Annotated in this window: 11 protein-coding genes and 2 pseudogenes; 3 read left to right on the forward strand and 10 right to left on the reverse strand. The window is 53.8% G+C overall.

Translation table 11 applies throughout. The features are described from left to right. Positions 1 to 105 precede the first annotated feature (105 nt). Genes AD930_RS03100 through AD930_RS17630 form a run of 4 tightly spaced genes read right to left on the reverse strand, consistent with a single transcriptional unit; the run spans position 106 to position 4,836 of the window. Complete coding sequence (locus tag AD930_RS03100) at positions 106 to 1,716, reverse strand: TolC family protein (protein WP_061505079.1); 1,611 nt, start codon at positions 1,714 to 1,716, stop codon at positions 106 to 108. Beyond that, positions 1,713 to 3,530, reverse strand: coding sequence for an FUSC family protein (locus tag AD930_RS03105; RefSeq protein WP_061505080.1), 1,818 nt, complete (start codon positions 3,528 to 3,530; stop codon positions 1,713 to 1,715). Before AD930_RS03105 ends, AD930_RS03100 begins: the two co-directional genes overlap by 4 nt. Beyond that, complete coding sequence (mdtN, locus tag AD930_RS03110; RefSeq protein ID WP_061505081.1) at positions 3,511 to 4,560, reverse strand: multidrug transporter subunit MdtN; 1,050 nt, start codon at positions 4,558 to 4,560, stop codon at positions 3,511 to 3,513. Before mdtN ends, AD930_RS03105 begins: the two co-directional genes overlap by 20 nt. Positions 4,561 to 4,563: 3 nt before the next feature. Further along, positions 4,564 to 4,836: a YtcA family lipoprotein gene (locus AD930_RS17630; RefSeq protein WP_061505082.1), complete on the reverse strand. Its 273-nt coding sequence runs from the start codon at positions 4,834 to 4,836 to the stop codon at positions 4,564 to 4,566. 88 nt (positions 4,837 to 4,924) lie between these two features. Between AD930_RS17630 and AD930_RS03120 the strand changes: the two genes are divergently transcribed. Continuing rightward, positions 4,925 to 5,281 (forward strand): ArsC family reductase, encoded by a 357-nt coding sequence (locus AD930_RS03120; RefSeq protein WP_043551137.1) that lies wholly within the window; start codon positions 4,925 to 4,927, stop codon positions 5,279 to 5,281. A gap of 50 nt (positions 5,282 to 5,331) precedes the next feature. Here AD930_RS03120 and bfr read toward each other — a convergent pair whose 3' ends face one another. The 6 genes from bfr to AD930_RS03150 all read right to left on the reverse strand — a co-directional run bounded on the left by bfr (position 5,332) and on the right by AD930_RS03150 (position 13,808). Then, complete coding sequence (bfr, locus tag AD930_RS03125) at positions 5,332 to 5,817, reverse strand: bacterioferritin (protein WP_179193820.1); 486 nt, start codon at positions 5,815 to 5,817, stop codon at positions 5,332 to 5,334. Positions 5,818 to 6,046: 229 nt separating this feature from the next. After that, entirely contained in the window at positions 6,047 to 6,829 is a 783-nt protein-coding gene (locus tag AD930_RS03130; RefSeq protein ID WP_061505083.1) for a tetratricopeptide repeat protein, read from the reverse strand. Positions 6,830 to 6,999: 170 nt separating this feature from the next. Continuing rightward, positions 7,000 to 8,181, reverse strand: coding sequence for a Wadjet anti-phage system protein JetD domain-containing protein (locus tag AD930_RS03135; RefSeq protein ID WP_061505084.1), 1,182 nt, complete (start codon positions 8,179 to 8,181; stop codon positions 7,000 to 7,002). Then, positions 8,178 to 11,585: an ATP-binding protein gene (locus AD930_RS03140; protein WP_061505085.1), complete on the reverse strand. Its 3,408-nt coding sequence runs from the start codon at positions 11,583 to 11,585 to the stop codon at positions 8,178 to 8,180. The genes AD930_RS03135 and AD930_RS03140 overlap by 4 nt, the downstream gene beginning before the upstream one ends. Further along, a complete protein-coding gene (locus AD930_RS03145; protein WP_082781672.1) occupies positions 11,578 to 12,336 on the reverse strand; it encodes a DUF4194 domain-containing protein in 759 nt (252 codons plus the stop codon). The genes AD930_RS03140 and AD930_RS03145 overlap by 8 nt, the downstream gene beginning before the upstream one ends. Continuing rightward, positions 12,333 to 13,808: a DUF3375 domain-containing protein gene (locus AD930_RS03150; protein ID WP_061505086.1), complete on the reverse strand. Its 1,476-nt coding sequence runs from the start codon at positions 13,806 to 13,808 to the stop codon at positions 12,333 to 12,335. Before AD930_RS03150 ends, AD930_RS03145 begins: the two co-directional genes overlap by 4 nt. A 757-nt stretch (positions 13,809 to 14,565) precedes the next feature. On the opposite strand from AD930_RS03150, the pseudogene AD930_RS03155 reads away from it, so the two are divergent. Together AD930_RS03155 and AD930_RS18260 are read left to right on the forward strand one after the other, a co-directional pair. Beyond that, positions 14,566 to 15,870 (forward strand): annotated as a pseudogene (locus AD930_RS03155) (autotransporter strand-loop-strand O-heptosyltransferase). Between the two features lie 2 nt (positions 15,871 to 15,872). Beyond that, positions 15,873 to 18,025 (forward strand): annotated as a pseudogene (locus tag AD930_RS18260) (Hint domain-containing protein); the annotation flags it as partial.

Raw genomic sequence — 18,025 nt, forward strand, 5'->3', positions numbered from 1 at the left:
CACTCCTGTTTGCGATGTCAGTTTTCGCCATTCTACTGGTCTGTCCCCGGAGGTCAAAGTTTCTGGCTGTCTGCCGGACCGTGGCCGGGGTTGAGGAAGGTGGCCTTAGTTCTGGGGCGCATCCCCCAGCGCACCGGTTGCAAAGGCCAGACTGGCGGCGGCAATCAGGGCGGCATAATAGGTATCGGAATGGCCAAGCTGCGCATCGAGCAGACCTGTTTGTGCCAGCGTGGCCTGCGTGATGGACCCGACCCCGCTTTGATACGCGGCAAAGGCGGCGTTAAAGCTGGTTTGCGCTGCGGTTTGCAGGCGGCCTGCCGCTGTGTAGGCGCTCAGGCTGCCATGCAGGCTGTTTTCTGCCGTGACAATCTGCTTCACGGACTCATCAACAGTTTTGCGCAAGAGAGTCTGCGCACTATCCGCCTGATTTTTGGCCTGCCGGAGCATGGCAGCCCGCATGCCGCCATCAAACACAGGCACGGTAATGCCACCCAGAATAAGGCTGCTGAAATTGTTGGTCGACAGGTTCAGCGTGGGGTTGGAATCAGCACCAATGCCCGGCACGGAAGACAGCGCCAGATGCCCTGTGGTGTAGGCGACATTGCCGGACAGGAAAACTTTTGGAAGAAACTCGGCTTTTGCAGCAGCAATATTGCTCTGTGAGGCTTTTGCCGCGGCATAGGCCGCAAGAACATCCGGACGCTGCGCGACAGCCTGCCGGACCATTTCATCTGTCAGACGCATGTCGGCCATTGTCAGCGGTCGGTTTGAAATATCCTGTGTTTGCAGGCGCGTATTGGGGGAAATCCCCATGGCGGTCATCAGGTCCAGATAGGTATTTTCTGCGGTATTCTGGGCCTGCACAAGCCGGAGTTCCGCCTGTGCCGTCATCTGCTGGGCTTGGGTCACATCCACAATGGTGCCTTGCCCTTGTTTAAGGCGCATTTCAGCCGCAGCCTGCACCTTTCTGGCATTCTCCAAAGCCTGCTGCACCAGTGTCACACGAGCGGCGGCTGCGGCATGGGTATAAAAAGCCAGTGCCACCGCATAGATGACTTTCTGATGCGCCGCCGTAAACAGGATATTGGTGGCGAGCTGCGTCTGTTTGGCAGCGTTGACCACGGCCTCCCGCTTGCCAAAGTCAAACAGCAGCCATTGCATGCTGAGCGTCTGTACTTCGCCATGGCCGGAATTGCGATTACGGACGCCGTCTCCAAGAGATTCCGCCTGATTGATCCCGTTATTTATAACGCTGCCGATGTACCCGGCATTGCTCAGACTGGGATTGCTGCCGTTGTTGCTCTGGTGGGTATAGCCGCCCACAACCGTCGCGCTTAAATGCGGCAGATAGGCGGTGCGGGTAATGCCAACAGCCAGAGCGGCATCGCGCGCGGTGTTCCATGCCTGCCGGGTGGTGGGGTTGGCCGACTGTGCAAGGTCAATCAGTTCCGGCAGGGAATAAGTGTGCGTTCTGCTGACACCCGCATCCGCCGGGCGCGGGAGAATGGTTTCATTAGCAGGCAGGGTGTAACCCGCAGGCAGAGCTAGCCCGCGCTTATTCTTGCCCGGCAGCAACTCGCCTTTGTCCGATACATTGGGCTGCCATGGCGCGTCTGGCCGGTCTGGTGCGCTTTTCAGAGCTTCCGTTGCGCAGCCTCCCAACAGAAAAAGCAGGCTTGTGGTCAGGCGGGCTGAGCGGAGGGAGAAGCGGGTCATGACACCACCTTGTCCAGAGAGGCGAGTTGGGCAGACGCAGCGGTGCGCCGCGCGGGGATCAGACCGTCTTCTGTCAGGCAGGAAATCTGGCTGGTGATGGCCTGATAGGTGGCGAGTTCATCCATGTTGGCGCGCAGATGGATGGGTTCAACGCTGGCAAATTCAATCATACGTTCGGCCTGTGCCAGCGCACTTTGCACGGCGGCAGCCTGTTGCAGTTCAGCCTGCACAGAGGAGGCATTGAACTGCGCCTGTAAAGCCTTCAGAGCGGTGGAAACTTTATCCCGGATTTTGTCATAAGCACTGGATGGCCAGAAGCTGGTAAAAACAGCATAGGTAATGAAATTTCCAAGGAGAATACCGATAATACGGTCTCGGGCCGTCGTCATGTCCGAAGTCGGGCCATAACCCTTCAGGTCGGACAGGAAGAAGGCTAGACCAATCTGGAAGCCTGCATATGCAATCCGTTCATCCCCCGATTTAACCCATGCGGCAAGGAGAGAGCCTGCAAAAATCAGCACCAGAAAGGCAGCGATATTGGTCAGGTGGGGCATGACGAAAATGATGGAGAGGATGCCCAGTGCGCCCCCAACCAGCGCCCCGCTAATGCGCAGGGTCAATTTGGAAATCATTTCCCCCATGGTTGGGAGGGCGACAATAAAACAGGTGATGATGCAGGTGTGGATGCCATCCCAGTTTAGAATCTTGAAGATAAAATAGCTGAGCATCACAGCTGCGGTGCCTTTAACGGCAAAGCGCACATGCTCCGGGTTGGTCCAGGCATCCGGCGCGAAAAAACCGGAGGAAGAAGATTTGCTTTTGGATTTTTCTGAGGCGCCTTCCTCTGCTGGTTTTGTAAAGTCCGGCAACAAAGCTGCAAGCTGTGTGAGCGCCGGGGGGGTATGCGGCATAGGTGGCTGTGCGATATCGGTTGGATAGCCACCGCTCTGAAAAATATCTGCTATTTCAAGCAGGGTTTCAATCAGGGCTTCTGGCGCCTCAGAGTGTATATCGGGTGCGTCTGTTGCCTCACACGCCGCAGCGTGGGCAACGGCCAGAACACCGACACTGCGTAAAATGGCCTGTTGCAGGCTGGCAAGATCCTGCTTGCGCCACAGCTTTTCCAGTCCTGCCATTTTCAGGGACATAATCATGCCTTTCGTCCCGTCCCGTAGCAGGGCTTCGGCCTGATCTCTTGTTTGCTCATCCTCCGGGGAGCGCAGCAGGGCAGCGCTCAGGCGCAGATGGTTGGCAAGAGTGCGGGTCAGAATGGTTTTGGGAGACGGGCAGATGAAGGGCGCGAGGCACACCATCACAGCGCCCGGCACCAGAATGAACAGGTCGGCATAGAGCAAGGCGCGGGTTGCCAGTTCCCCGATGGGCACGTTCCCGATGGCGATCATGGCATACACCACCACCAGCCCCAGCATGTAGGCCACGGGTTTCAGCTTGCTGGCTGACCCGAGGAAAAAGAAACCGAAGGATAAAACGGCTGTGGCAATCACAAGACCCATCGGGTGGTCCAGCGTCAGGTGCATCAGCCCGAACATCATGAGGATGATGACGCCAAACAGGATGTTAACAGCCAGCCCGGCCAGCACATTGGTCACACGGTCTTTTTGCCACAGTGCCATGGTGACAAGGGCGGGCACGGCAATGTCCGGCACTTGCCAGATTTCTCCCACCAGCACCGTTGTGGTGCAGGCCGCCGCAACGCGCAGTGCGTTGCCGCCCCGGCCGGGCGCGCGCTCCGTGACAAGTTGCCAGAGGCGGGCCGCCGTCAGTGGTGGTTTGTTAGTGGCAGGCTTCGCCATGCCGGATCTCGACTGTGGCTGTGGCCCCAAGCCGCAGCAGGCGCGGGTCCGCCGGGTCCAGCCGGATATGGACGGGGAAGCGCTGCGCCACATGCACCCAGTCCATCTCTCTCGGCACCAGTGGCAGCCCACGGGCGAGACCGGCGGAGTCTAGTGAGGCAACACCCCAGCCGATGCTCTCCACATGGCCGCGCAAGGGCGTGCGGCGGTCAATCATGGAATAGACTGTTGCGCAGTCTCCCGGCGCGATGGCGGGCAGAGTGATTTCCCGAATATTGGCGCTGGCATACCAGGCATCATTGGCAATCAGTGTGAAAAGAACCTGAGAGGGAGCCAGAATTTCCCCTTCCTTGACGCGCAAACTGGTGACGTACCCATCGGTCGGGGCAACCACGGTTGTCTGGCGCAGGGCGTAACGAGCCTGATCCAGCATGGCCTGCGCGGCTTGTTGGGCTGCAAGAGAGCTTTTCAGATCGCCAATAGCAATCTGTGCTGCGTCGGCTTGCTGATGGCTTTGGGAAAGGGAAATGGCGGCATCATTCAACGCCACACGGGCCTGATCATATTGCTGCCAGGGGATATAGGAGTGGCCGGCAAGAGGTTTGAGGCGTTCCACTGTGCGGGCTGCCAGATCATGATTGGTCTGCGCACGGGTTGCCTGATCCTGCGCGACAGCCGCATTAGCAGTTTTGACAGCCAGCAGGCGCTTCTGGTTTTCCACTTCCGCGGCGGCCAGAGCCAGATTGGCTTCTGCCTGATGCACCGCCAGTTCGTACGGTTCCGGGTCCAGACGGTAAAGAAGGTCTCCCTTTTTAACGGCCTGATTCACGTGCACAGGCAATGCAATCAGACGACCGCCGACCGTAGAGGCCATATGCACCACTTCGGCATCAATGGAGCCACTATCGGATGAGGGATAGGCGCTGTCCTGGCGCGAGACGTACACGCCCAGACCAATGGCACCCAGAATGCAGACCGCAGCAATGGCAAGTCCGATGGGGCTGGTTGTGGAAAGAGAGACTTTCTTCATACTCTACGGTCCAAACCAGATGAGCCACGTTAGCAGGGCGGTGATGACCCCGAGGGACAGGTAGGTAAACAGGCGCAGGCTTAGTAAAGCATCAACGCCCGTCAGAACAAAAACCACGCGCAGGCCGACAGAAACGGCAATGCCGATCATGCCGCACAGCATCCAATCTGGAAAATACGCACCGACCAGTGAAAAAGAGGGAGCGCCCTGTACCGTGCATCCGCCAAGCAGAAGAGCAGAGCTGATGCCAAATGGGCGGATGGACAAACGAAGCATGGCTGCAAAGTGGTATAATTTTGACGAGCCTGTCAATCAATTCAGCCATAGGTAGCGGGTTCATAGCGAAAGGATGAGAGGACAGTAGATGACAACACCGGTCGTGATTTACGGGATCAAGAGTTGTGACACCATGCGTAAGGCCCGGACGTGGCTGGACGAGCACGGTGTGGCTTATCAGTTCCATGACTACAAAAGTCAGGGGATTGATGCCGAACGTCTGAAAAAATGGATGGATGTGGTCGGGTGGGAAACGCTGCTCAACCGTGCGGGAACAACCTTCCGCAAATTGCCGGAAGACCAGAAAACCAATCTGGATGCCACCAAAGCTCTGGCGTTGATGCTGGCTCAGCCGTCGATGATCAAACGGCCTGTTCTGGAGGCTGGCTCTGTTGTGGTGGGGTTTAAGCCGGAGCTTTATGCTCAGACATTTGCGGCGCGCTAGGAGCGCCGACTACCCCCGGCCAGAAAAGCCGGGGGAAGGGGAGAACAGGATTAGTCCTGATCAGGGGCAGCAGCAGAGTTCAGGTGGATGTAGCGTTCAATGCCAACCTGCTTGATCAGGTCGAACTGGCGATCGAGGAAGTCTTCATGTTCTTCTTCGTTCGTAAGGATTTTCAGCAGCAGGTCACGAGAGACGTAGTCCCGCACGCTTTCGCAATAGGCAATGCCTTCACGCAGGTCGCCAATTGCCTTTTCTTCCAGCTTCAGGTCGCATTCCAGAATTTCCTTCACGTCCTGACCAATCAGGATGGTGTTCAGGCGCTGGACATTCGGCAGGCCACCCAGGAAGAGGATGCGTTCAATCAGCCAGTCGGCATGGCGCATTTCTTCGATGGATTCTTCATATTCCTTCTTGCCCAGCAGGGTCACGCCCCAGTGGCGCAGCGTGCGGGCATGCAGGAAATACTGGTTGATGGCCGTTAGCTCGTTGGTGAGCTGGGTGTTCAGATGTTCGATAACTTTTGCGTCTTTAACCATGATGCGGACCTTCTGTTCAGGTTTAGAACTTAGGGCCAGCATGTAACGCAACCTTTTATAGAAGGCAAATAAAAAATTCTTCTATATCAATAGAATATAGGAATTAAGTCTCACTATCAACAAGAGGTATTTCTTATCAGATACTTCTGAAAAAATGATGTTTTTCAAGTCACGGAGATGTGAGTGGTCTCAGGAGTGCCTGCAGCGCTGCCTGAGGAGGGCAGACCTGTCAGGGCGTGATGGAAGCGGGTTGGGTATGTGGCGGGAGGGTTTGCAGGCGTTCCTGCAAGGCTGTGTAAAGCGTGGGATCCCCTGCCTCGCCCAGGCTGGTCAAAGCACGATCCATGGCCAGAAGAATATCTGACGTGGCATCCGGCAGGGCCTGCCGCCACCAGTGCAGGGCATCATCCACATGCCCGGCGTCGACCAGCGCCGTGGCATAGTTGTGGCAGCCGCGATAATCGCCCCCCTCAGCGGATTTACGATACCAGACTAAAGCGGCCTCTTTATCCTGAGGCGTCTCCCAGCCTTCTTCCAAAAAGCGTGCCAGAAGATTCATGGACTTGGCGTGCCCGTTGTGCGCCGCGGTTGTGAACAGGCCGAGCGCTTTTTTCATGTCACGCGGGATACCAAGGCCACGCATGGTCAGAATGCCCAGATTATAACGGCCCCATTCATCGCCCAGACTGGCGGCGGTTTCATAATGACGGGCGGCCTGCTGCAGGTTTTCCCCGCACCCCCAGCCAAAATGGTGGCAGCGGCCCAGCATATTATGGGCTGGCCCGTATCCGGCATTGGCTGCCATGGTGAACCACACAAGAGCCTTAGAGTGGTCAGGCTGGATATAGGCACTATTCAGCAGCACTTTGCCCCATAAAACCTGATCCAGATGATGGCCGCGTTCCGCCCGTTGACGAATGGCGTCTATCTGCTCCGGCAAAGGGGCCGGGACAGACTTTTTGTTCTTCTGTGGCCGTGAAAACAACTGCTGCCAAATGCCCGCGCCTGACATGAATCTCCACCTCTCTTTGAGAAGGATTATCATTATCAAAATTGGGGCCATGGAGCAATTGCGGGGAGTGCGGGGTGGCTATGCAGAGTGGGATGTTAAAGTTTCAACCGACCGGCGCAGGGGTAGCGCGAGTAACTATGCGCGTGCCCCGGTTATGATCCCTGAAGGGATTATGGCTGGACCAGAGAGTCCAGTATCTTGCGCAGGTCGGAAAAATGAATGCGCTCCTGTTCAAGTCGGAGGTTCTGGCTAAACAGATCAGTTTGAAGAGCCGTAAAAACACTCTGCTCAGAGGGCGTTAGGCGGGAAAGCGGATGCCGCACGGGGGAAGGTTCCTTATCCCAGAACGCGCTATAAGCGAGCAAGGTTGGCTCATCCATCAGGAAAGAATGCGTCCGGGGTAAAATGGCACGGAGGTGATCAAGAATCCTGAACCCGTGCGTATCAATGTCTCCCCAGTAATAAATAGAGCATTTTTGCAACCAGTGGGCGGGTTTCAGAACATCCCAGCAATAGCCTGCTCCAAAAATGACCAGAGCATTCTCAAGATAAGGGAAAGCAAGAAAGCAACTTTCATTTTCCACAATGAAAATACGACATCCCATAAGGGATAGGGCTGCAAAACTTTCGGAGTCCAGCGTGATGTCGGGATGCGCGATGGTGGGGAAGGGAGAGAGTGCAGCATCCAAAACCCGAAAACGAATGCGTAAAGGTTTGGTGCGAAATCCGTAGCGTGGCTCAAACTGATCCATGCCAGAACAGGCTCTATTAACGGATTGTTCTGGCAGAGCATGCTGAAAAAGCTGAGAGAGAATAGTCCTGTTGCGTTCAATGAATTTGGTATGAATTCCCGGTAGGTCGACCTGTCTCAGATAGATGCCGGGAGCAGGGTTGTCCCTCATCCAGACAGCGAGGGTTAAAAGTCGTTCCCATTCTGTGGCGTGGCGGTGAGCTGTGAGAGCATTTTGAGCAAGCCAAGGTAGTAGAAAAGGCGCTTTTTCTATTGTCAGGGCATGGAGCGCCAAAATCTGACGAGCGGTGTCGTGCTTGTCCAGTAAGGCAAGAGCATCTTCCAGTGTTTCAATAACGACTTTGTGCGGGATGGTCTGTGTGCCCTGCACCCTATTTTTCACTGTGTGTCGGATGAGCCTGATATGCCGCATCGCATTAAGCATTTCCGTCCAGTCTCTGACGGCATGGAGGTGCTTCGTAATATCTGAGGCACTTGGGGTGCGCAGGGTGAGGGTTAACGGAAATAAGCATGTTTTGCTGATAAGGGCATTGGGGAGTGTCCCCTTTTTCCATAAACGCTCAAGCTGTTTTTTGAGGTCTGCCGGCGTAGTCCAGTTCACACAGACTGCTCTTCATGCCTGAGCAGGGCTGGCGCTGCATCATGGAGGGATGCCTTGTTGGCAAAATGCTCTTCAATGCTCAGAACACGCAGGCGCGAGTAATTTCCATCCTTATTGTCCACAAAGCCCACACTTGAAACAAAGGGTTCAATGATGTGGATTTTTTGCAAGGGCGTAATAATAAGGAGCTGCATGTTCAGTTGCTGGAACAGCCGCAGGCCGTATTGGGTGGAGTCATCAGACCCACGGCCAAAGGCTTCATCAATCACCACAAAGCGGAAAGAGCGCGAGCGCACCTCGCCCCATTCCAGCCCGAACTGATATGCCAGACTGGCCGCCAGAATGGTATAGGCCAGCTTTTCCTTCTGGCCACCGGATTTGCCGCCGGAATCTGTATAATGGTCAAACTCGGTCTCATCCGCGCGCCAGCGTTCACTGGCTGCGAAGGAAAACCAGTTGCGGACATCAGTAACTTTGTTGGTCCAGCGGCGGTCTTGTTCCGCCAGACCTTCACGCCCCCGAAAGCGTTCGATCATGGTTTTCACCAGATAAAAGCGCTGTTCGGAATACTGTTCGGTATCATCCCCGGAAACAGTATTTTCGGTGCAGGCCCGAAGGGAGGCCTGAAAGTCACGGATTTCCGGGTCCAGCGTCTGGTGGGCTTCCAGCCGGATATAGCGGTCCGGGTTATAGTCAATCTGGGTCAGGGACGTATTGATGACGGCAATTCGTTCCTTAATAATCTCCCGTTCCTGCGCCAGATGGGCATTGAAATTAGCGATTTCGTTAATCGTATTGACTGTCAGCAGGTTTTTAAAGCGGCTGACAAAGCGCGGAAGGTCATCTTTTTTGAGTTGTGCCAGCAACGCGCAATACTCTGGGCCAGCCTCCAGATGATCGTCCATGTCCTGCGCTTCGACCGGATATGTTGTCCGGAACTCCCGCATGTCTTTCAAAATACTGTCGCGCAGGGAATCCAGTGTGCGCTGCTGGTGGTCAATCTGTGTATCCAGCTGGTCGCGCAGCTGCGTTTCCGCGCCCTCACAGGCCTCAAGGCTGGATAGCTCTGCGCCATTCAGCTGTATTTGAAGCTCGGTGAGTTCCTGCTCCTGCTGCGGTGTGAGCGTATAGTCGTTCAGAACCGTCTGGCAATGTTGCAGGCGGGCCTGAAGAGTTTCAACGGACTGATCCAGAAGCGCCTGTTTTTTAAACAGGATCATATACTCTGCTTCAGCCTGCTGTTGTGTCTGTTCCGCATGCTCTTTCTGCTGTTTGAGTTCACGCAGAACATCGGAAGTCGCTGTCAGCGCTTCCCGTTCGGCTGTCAGTTGAGCTGCGGTTTGTGCGGCACTCTGCCAGTCCAGTTGGGTGTAATCGGGGTAGCGCTCCAGCCGGGTCAGCGTTTCAAAACGTTCCTGCAGCATTTTGCGGGTGTTTTCGGCCTGCGCAATTTCACCCGCGTGTTTCTGGATCAGCGCTTCCTGCTCTCGCTGTCGCTCTTCAAGAGCGGCAATCTTGATGGCATTGTTCCAGCCCAGAACATAACGGCTCCGGTCATCAATCCGATGGCGGTCATCTTTTTCGTGCCGGCCTCCCGGTTCCTTGACCTGACCGGGCCGGGTGACGGCTTTGCTTGAGCGGCGGAAATCGTCCTGTGTTTCGCAGCAGGTGAAGCTAAAACGGTGCGCCAGTTCATTTTCCACCCAGAGCCGCATGGGGGAGTCCGGATGTACTTCCAGTTTCTGGGCGAGTGTATTGGAGTGGCGGACGGCATGGGAGCCCGAGCGGTGTTGCTGAATGTGGTAGTAAACCAAACGCCCTTTTAGCTGTGTGCGGTCCACCCAGTCCACCACCTGTGCATAGAGATGGTCCGGCACAAGCAGAGATAATGCGAAGCCATGCAGCAGGCGTTCCGCTGCACCTTCCCACTCCCGTGCGTCATCCCGCACGCGGATGAGCTCTCCGGCAAACGGCAGGTCTTCGGCTGACACATCCAGCGCATCACACAGCATGGCGCGCATGCGGATCTGTCGTTCGTCAATATTGCTCTGGCGTTTCCGTAGGCTGTCCAGTTCGGTGACAATCTCGGCGTGTTGGTTCTTTTCTTCGTGGAAAAGAATGCTCTGTTCGGTCAGATCCTTCGCTAGCCAGGTGTCCTGCTTTTTCCATTCGTTTTTCTGCTTCTTGAGGTGCTGTGTGAGCTCCAGAAAGCCTTCCGCAGAATGCGCAGGTTTTTCATTTAGTTTTTCAACAAGCGTTGCGTAATACGCGGCATTCTTGCGGCGATCTTCACTGGTCTTTTCGGCTTGCTGGATAGCGATGGCCAGCTGCTCAAGCCTGTCGCCCCCATTGGCATAAATAGCCTGTTTGATTTCGTCCAGCTGCTGCTTGCTGGTGGTACGGACGGCATCCTGTTCGGTTAGCTGTTGCTGATTGGTTGCGGCAGTGTCCTGTTCTTTGGCAATCTTCTGCTCAAGCAGAGTGGCTTTCTGGCTGGCAAAATATCCCGGCAGTGCCTGACGGCAAGCTTTGAGCGTGTCATGCCGGGTTTTACTTTCCGCGTGGGCGGTGAGGTCTTCTGTTAAAGGCGTGAGCAGACTGATCTGTTTCTGTGCTTTCAGAACGGCCTGGTGCGAGTCATCCAGATCTTCAAAATGAGAAATTAGGGCATGGATGCGCTCTGTGGCGTCAAACCGCGCCAGCATGTTCTCCCGAACAAAGTCTGTTATATTATCGACAGACTTCATGGAGACAGTTTGCAGAAACAGGTCTAAAGCCTGCTCGTTTTCAATCCCAAAGCGGCGACGGAACCATGCGGCATAGCGGTTGAAGCTGTCTTCCACTTCCGAACCCTGTGCGCGCAGGTTTTTGCGCAGTTGCAGGATGTCGGTGCCGAACCCGGTGAAATGCTCCTGAATGGACAGTTCTTTTTCCGCGCACACAAAGAAGCGTGCCGGCTGCACCTGCTGTTTTTTTATCCAGAAGACCTGCGCCAGTGTAACAGTTTGAAGATACCCTTCATTTTTGAAAACACCGAGAATAACGGTGTAGCTTTGTGTGTCACGCAGGCTGACGGATTTGGTGGAGCCAGTTGCATCATTGCGTTCGGATTTATAATGGCCGGTCACGTAGGAGCGCAGAGAGCGCTCACGCGTATCAGCCCCTGCAGCTTTGTTATAAACAATGCGCTGTGCGGGAACGAGCAGGGTGGTGATGGCGTCTACGAGTGTGGATTTGCCCGAGCCAATATTGCCGGTAAGCAGCGCGTTCCGACCGTTGAGGTCAAAGCGCCAGATCCGCTTGTCAAACGTGCCCCAGTTCAGCACTTCAAGACGATGCAGACGGAACCCGGCCAGACGATCATCCACGGCAAAGTCGAGCGGGGCTTGCTGGGTGTCAGTCACGATCGGTCAGTCCTGTATCGGCAGGGTCAGAAAAAAGCTCGGACTCAGCTGCGGTGTTCTGTTCTGGCGTGGTTGGGGGTGTCGCAAGGGGCAGATCTGTTTGCTCAAGGCTGCGGGCATGCGCCAGATAGGCTTCCAGCCGTTCATCCAGCGTCGCCAGCCATTCTGCATCGATATAGGCCTTCAGGATACGCCGCACCTCGTAGCGTGGCGGGGCATGAGGGGTATCTGCACTGGTGGGGGGAAGGGGGCGCAGAAAGCCGAGTTCAGCCACGCGGCGGATATAGGTTTCAATCTGCGCAAGTTGCCGAACTTCATTGCTACTTTCCGGCAGGAAGGTTTGAAGCATGGAAGCGATATCATCGCGGCTGAGGATAAGGCGGGTCTCGCCACCCATGGCATCAAACCGGACCAGTTGCTGGCGGAGCAGGGCCAGAAGCAGACTGACATGGAAGGAGAGCGGACGCCGCGCAATCAGGCGGAGCATACGGGATGCGCCTTCTTCCTCTTCGGGCTCTGGTGCGCTGCGCAGATAGGCATAGCCCTCGGCTGGGTCGATAATCAGGACCAGCCCCAGGACAGCAACATAATCCCGCACCTGATTTTGCAGGCGGAGCAGATGCCCCCACAGGCCTTCATCTTCCTCACGGTAGATCACGCTTTTTAAAAGCGTAATGGCGAGCGTGGAGAGAGAAGCCGGGGCATGGGCTGAAGCCTGTGCGTCCTCTGGAATATTGACCGTCTGGCTCATGCCGACCTCACAAAAATTACGCGTTGCAGGGTGGCGTGGCGCGTTATGATGGACCCGTCCTCTGTCATGATGTCCCAGTTTACATGATCGTTTGTCTTTTCATCAATGAGGCTCTCGAAGCGCTCACTGCTGAGCTGAAGATAGGCTACAAGTTCAGACAGCCCCTGTTCCAACGGATGGCGACTCAGAAGCGCAGCAAGGCTGATTTGCGGGGCTTCCGACAGAGCCTGCTGAATGTTTTCGGTCAGGCGCACGCGGTCCACCACCACCTGTTCATAAAGGGCTATGGGGTCCACATCCTCCGCGGTGTCTTCCGGCAACGGGTCAACCGTCAGGATGGTGGGGAGTGGGGGCGAATAAAGAGGCCGCTCCATAATAAGGTCTGGTGAGGCTGCCATGGCATCCAGATCCGTCAGTGCCTCATCAGGCGGGCAGTCGGACAGGTAAGGGCGTGCGGCGATGGCGTGGGCCTCGATATTATGCAGAATTTCCATAATGCGCCGGGTTTCCTGCCGGCTCTGGTCATCCAGAAACTGACGCAGGCGGTGGGAGAGTTGTGCGACGGTGCGCTGTGTGTGGTCGCCCGCTTCCAGCCAGTCATAATGAATACGGCGCAGTCGCGGGTCCGGGTTTTGCTCCGCAATGACAGGCAGGGAGAGGATATGTTCCAGCTGCTGCGAAAGTTCTTCCTGCCTGCGGCTGGACATGAGGAAATTCCAGAAGGCCTGGAAGCTGCGACCCTGATCGGACTCATTAATCAGATCATGCTGAGCCAGAATTTCATCCAGCAAAGCTCCCTTGGTGCCATCCCACAAAGCAACGCGTTCCCGCACCGCACGGTCCAGACGGCGGAAATTATGTTCCACTTCACGGAAGTCGGCCAGAAGGTCGCGTGCCATGCGGGTGAACTGGGAGAAGCGTTCCTTGATGCCGGTATCATCCATCAGGCTGAGATCCCCACTCTGGATGCGGGCAATTTCGGCATCAATTTCATCCCGACGCTGGTGCAGGTCAGCAAGGCGCTGGTCCGGGTCGCTCTGGGTGCCTTCATTCATCTGGCGGAGCAGGTCAAACAGGGTCCGCAGGCGGGATTCCGTGCCGACAAAGCTGCGCTCTGCGAGTTGCTCCAGCCATGAAAGAGCTTTCTCGGTGGCTGGGGTCATGTCGAAGACGGCGTTGTCTGTTCCTAGCTGATAGAATTTTCTCAGCCAGCCTTTGTCGGGTGAGGCCCAGTCTTCCAGATATTCCCGGGCTGTTCGGGGGAAAGCGTTTTCATCCAGTTGCTGGCGCAAAGCATAGAGTGTGTCCTCCAGTGCTTCCGCCATGCTCTCGGCTTCCAGACTGCGCACGTTGGGGCGGACGAAGGCCTGATGCAAAAAGCTGAGAATAAGGGGGGCATGGTCCGAGCATAACAGGCGCCAGGCCGGATTATGCTGGCGCATACTGTTGAGAGTTGTGAAATCAAGCTTCATCTGCGCCAGTTCCTGCCTGCTCGCTACCAATGCGAAAGGGTACTTTTTACAGGATGCAGGCTAACGAGGCGAGAGAGGCCACCAAATAGACGTATGAGCCGCAATGTGCCCCAGAGAGGCTTATCTTAATGGCATGAGTTAAGTGTGTTGTGCGTTTAGGGGGTACGATAGGGAGCGTTTTGACTCTCTCATTTCGTACTGAGTTCGTCGTTCGGGTATAAGACTTAAGAATCGGACTACGTCCAACATTCACGTCCCACCTTAAAAACGGGCGAGTATAATCTGTTTGGGTGTGTCACAGTATTTTTCCATGATCTTTTCAATCAAATATAACATAAATAATTATTTTTTGTAAAAATCGTAATTAAAAATATATAAATCGCTCACTTAAAAAATACCGTAATAATATAAAAAATAAACAAAATAACTTTATTCAGTTAAAAAATCTAATTTTAGGAATTATTTCGCTATTACATGAAGATGATAAATTAGTAATATTACAAAATTACCAAAAAGTAAACTTTTCTGAGAAAATAGCCACACGCATAAAACGAAGATTTTTATTTAACACTCAAATATATAAGCCAAAATTTCAAATCCACGAATATTAAATTTGACTTAACATGTTAAAAAACAGATAATTTTTTACAAACAAACAATAGGGCTGACCGTGAATTTTGAGATGCTGGGGAAGGGATCGAGGGAAAGCGAATGCTTTTCCTGGTTCAGATTTTAGGAGTTTAAAGGCGTATTAATTATGAATGAAATCTTAAAAAAAATGTCGCTTTCATCTTCTGAACCTTCCTCCTCCTCAGCAGCAAAAGAAGAAAGTCCTAAACCAACGAAGTCACCTTATCCTGGGGTTGCGCCAACACCGACGCAGGTTGGCCCTGAAGGTATTCGCTATGACTTCAATGAAGGGTGTCGGGTTTTATTGCCCAAACCCGCGAGTGGCACCTGGCATATTCGTCTGACAGACCTGGATACCGGTAACACCCTGTTTGAGAAAACTGGTCTGGGAGAAGCTTTCGTACGGTCTGCTAAGCGTTGGTTCGTGCGCTTTGGCATACAGGTCTGGAAAGAAACACAGACTGCGGAAGGGGGGAAGTCTGAGGAAGAACTTGTCTTCACCCATGAAATGGATGTGACAGGGCAAGAGGTTTTCATTCTTTTTCCGGTTGGAACGCTGGGAGATACTCTGGCATGGATGCCTTATGCTGCATGTTTTGCGGTAACGCATCAGGCCCGCGTTACCTGTGCGTTGTCCGACCTGATCCGACCTCTTTTTAAAGATGCTTACCCCGACATTAAATTTCTTACGCCTGAAGAGGTGGCAGAGCAGACCCTGACGCAAAACGCTTACGCGACTTATTATCTGGGTTTGTTTTTTGATGATGCGGCGTGCGACTGGCAGCCTGCGGATTTCCGGCTGGTGGGGTTGCATAAAACAGCGGCCTATATTCTGGGTGTCAACCCGGATGAAGAGGCCGCCCGCATCAGTTTCCCGGATGAAGGCCGCCCCATTGCAGAGCCTTATGTTTGCATTGCAGCGCAGGCTTCATCACAGGCTAAATACTGGAACAACCCCAATGGGTGGGGTGAGGTCATTTCCTGGTTAAAGGCGCAGGGTTACCGCGTTATCTGCATTGATCGAGAAAAAGTCCACGGCACTGGCATTGTCTGGAACCACATTCCTTATGGTGTGGAAGACCAGACAGGCAACCGGCCTCTGGCAGAGCGCGCACGCTGGCTAAAGCATGCCGAGTTCTTCATCGGGCTGGGTTCCGGCTTGTCCTGGCTTGCGTGGTCAGTCGGAACACCGGTTGTGATGATTGCCGGCTTTAGCCACCCCACCACCGAGTTCCAAACTCCTTACCGGGTCATCAACTGGCACACCTGTAATTCGTGTTGGAATGACCCGAAAGAGCGGTTCAATCACTAGGATTTCCTGTGGTGCCCCCGGCACGCAGGAACAACGAGACAGTTCGAATGCACCCGACTGATCACGGCAAAACAGGTAATTGAGCAGTGCAAGAATATCCTGAAACAGAAAGGCAAATGAAAATGAGTGATCCGACTCAAATTACCGGCAATGCAAAAGTTCCTAGTGACGTATATGGTTCCTCCATCGACAATATTTATGTAAACGGAACCGATAGTATTGAAGTAGACGCTGGTGGGACGGCGACAAACATCAGTGCAGCTGGCGGTAACGGTTTCGTCTATGGTGGCACAGCTTCAAACTGGACAGCTAACAGTGGTGGCTATATCGCCGTAGATAGTGGGGCTACGCTAAGCGGCCTGACTGTAGATGGCGGATATGTTGACGTAAATAACGGTGCTACTGTTGATACGGCGACAGTTTCTAATCCATCTAATCTTGATGGAAAAGGTTATCTTATCATCAATAGCGGCACCGTGAATGGTGGTACCGCCACGTCTGGCGGCATGATTGATGCTAAGGGTATAAATGCTGTTGCCAGCGGTGTTACTGCCAGCTCTGGCGGTAAACTTCTGGCAGAACAAGGGACATTGCTCTCCGCTACTGTGGGCAGTGGCGGTAATTTTACGCTAAATGGTAGTCCAGCCAGTGCTACAAATACTGTAGTTAATGGTGGTGAACTTGATGTTAATTCTGGTGCCAAGGTTACTACGACTACCGTAGACTCTGGCGGTAAAGTTTCTGCCGCTGGCGCTATGTCCACCACTACAGTGAATGATGGAACTGTAACCATTCTTGGCGGTGGGAGTGCCGATGCAACCACTGTAAATAATACAGGCGAGTTTTACGTTCTTTCTAATGCTAACGTAACATCTACGACTGTCAATGCTGGCGGCGATATGTCTGCTTGGGGTGGTGTTACCAGCACGACGCTGAATGATGGAAAGCTGACAGTTCTTGATGGTGGTACTGCCGAGACGACTATCGTTAGTGGCAAAAGTGCATCCCTGTATGTCGACAGCAATGGCAGTGCTTTCAATAATACCATTGACGGCGGCAGCGTCTTTGTTGAGGGCCTTGTATCTGGCGGGACGTTGACTGACGGTGGCCAGATAAGAGTTTCTGCTGGCGGCATTATTTCTGGTATAAACACAACAGATGGAAGTCTCTGGGTTTATGCTGGCGCCTCTGCAGTAGATACGAATGTTAATTCAGGCTTTACGGAAGTAGATGGAAATTTTTCTGGCGGTTCAATCTACGACGGAAAAATTCAGGTTAATTCTGGTGGCGTGGCTTCCGGTGTATTCGCCTCGGGTACAAATTTTGACACTCAAGGTACCATTGAAGTTAATGGCGGAACGGTCATTGACCCAATAACGCACGATTTCGGTAACGTTACCCTTAATACCGGCACTGTAGAAAATCTTTCGGCTACAGGCGGCGGTATTACAATGAACGGCGGCACTTTGTCTGGCGGCACCTTCCAGAGTGGCGCTACGATGACTGTATCCGCTGGGGCGGTGAATGGTGTTGCAACCATTGGCAATGGTGGCCATGCCAATGTTAGCGGTGGAACAGTTTCTGACCTGAACATTGAAACTGGCGGTTCCGGTGCCATTACAGGCGGATCCGTTGCTGATGCTACTGTCTCTTCTGGTGGAACGCTCAATTTTGATACCGGGGCAACATTAACGGACAAGCTTACGCTGTCGAGTGGTGGTACAGCTACCATCACAGGTAATACTGGTGGCACTGTTCAGCTTGGAGACGGCTATACCAGCGGTCTAACAATTACTGATATCAGCACTTCATCTAGTAGTAATGTTGGCACTACTATTAATGGCTGGACCAAGGATAGCCAGATTGATCTGAAATTTGTCACAAATGATCATGCTACCTGGGCATATTCCGGTGCAGATAGTGTTAAGATCACGCTGGGAAATGGAACTGTCGTTACACTGAATATTCCAGGCGTCGAAGCGGCTGGTTTTGACATGATTAATGACGGCCAGGGCGGTACAATCATCACATGTTTCCTTCCCGGTAGCATGATCCGCACCTCCACTGGTGTGGTTGCTGCGGAAGACATCCAGATTGGTGACCAGGTGGTGACCTTTGACTGGAAAAACAACCAGGACGTTACACGCGCTGTCATCTGGGCCGGTAAGGCTCACTGCACTGTGCGTTTGGCCAATATGGAAATAATTGCGGGCTTCGGGGCGCCCCCCATGGAGAAATTGGAATTAGAAGTTCGGACATACATGAATGAACTGGC

This window comes from Acetobacter malorum (assembly GCF_001580615.1).
GTDB lineage: Bacteria > Pseudomonadota > Alphaproteobacteria > Acetobacterales > Acetobacteraceae > Acetobacter > Acetobacter malorum.

Excerpts from the sequence above, each read along its gene's own strand:
- AD930_RS03100 (WP_061505079.1), bottom strand. The coding sequence starts at position 1,716 with ATGACCCGCTTCTCCCTCCGCTCAGCCCGCCTGACCACAAGCCTGCTT.
- AD930_RS03105 (WP_061505080.1), bottom strand. The coding sequence starts at position 3,530 with ATGGCGAAGCCTGCCACTAACAAACCACCACTGACGGCGGCCCGCCTC.
- mdtN (WP_061505081.1), bottom strand. The coding sequence starts at position 4,560 with ATGAAGAAAGTCTCTCTTTCCACAACCAGCCCCATCGGACTTGCCATT.
- AD930_RS17630 (WP_061505082.1), bottom strand. The coding sequence starts at position 4,836 with ATGCTTCGTTTGTCCATCCGCCCATTTGGCATCAGCTCTGCTCTTCTG.
- AD930_RS03120 (WP_043551137.1), top strand. The coding sequence starts at position 4,925 with ATGACAACACCGGTCGTGATTTACGGGATCAAGAGTTGTGACACCATG.
- bfr (WP_179193820.1), bottom strand. The coding sequence starts at position 5,817 with ATGGTTAAAGACGCAAAAGTTATCGAACATCTGAACACCCAGCTCACC.
- AD930_RS03130 (WP_061505083.1), bottom strand. The coding sequence starts at position 6,829 with ATGTCAGGCGCGGGCATTTGGCAGCAGTTGTTTTCACGGCCACAGAAG.
- AD930_RS03145 (WP_082781672.1), bottom strand. The coding sequence starts at position 12,336 with ATGAGCCAGACGGTCAATATTCCAGAGGACGCACAGGCTTCAGCCCAT.
- AD930_RS03150 (WP_061505086.1), bottom strand. The coding sequence starts at position 13,808 with ATGAAGCTTGATTTCACAACTCTCAACAGTATGCGCCAGCATAATCCG.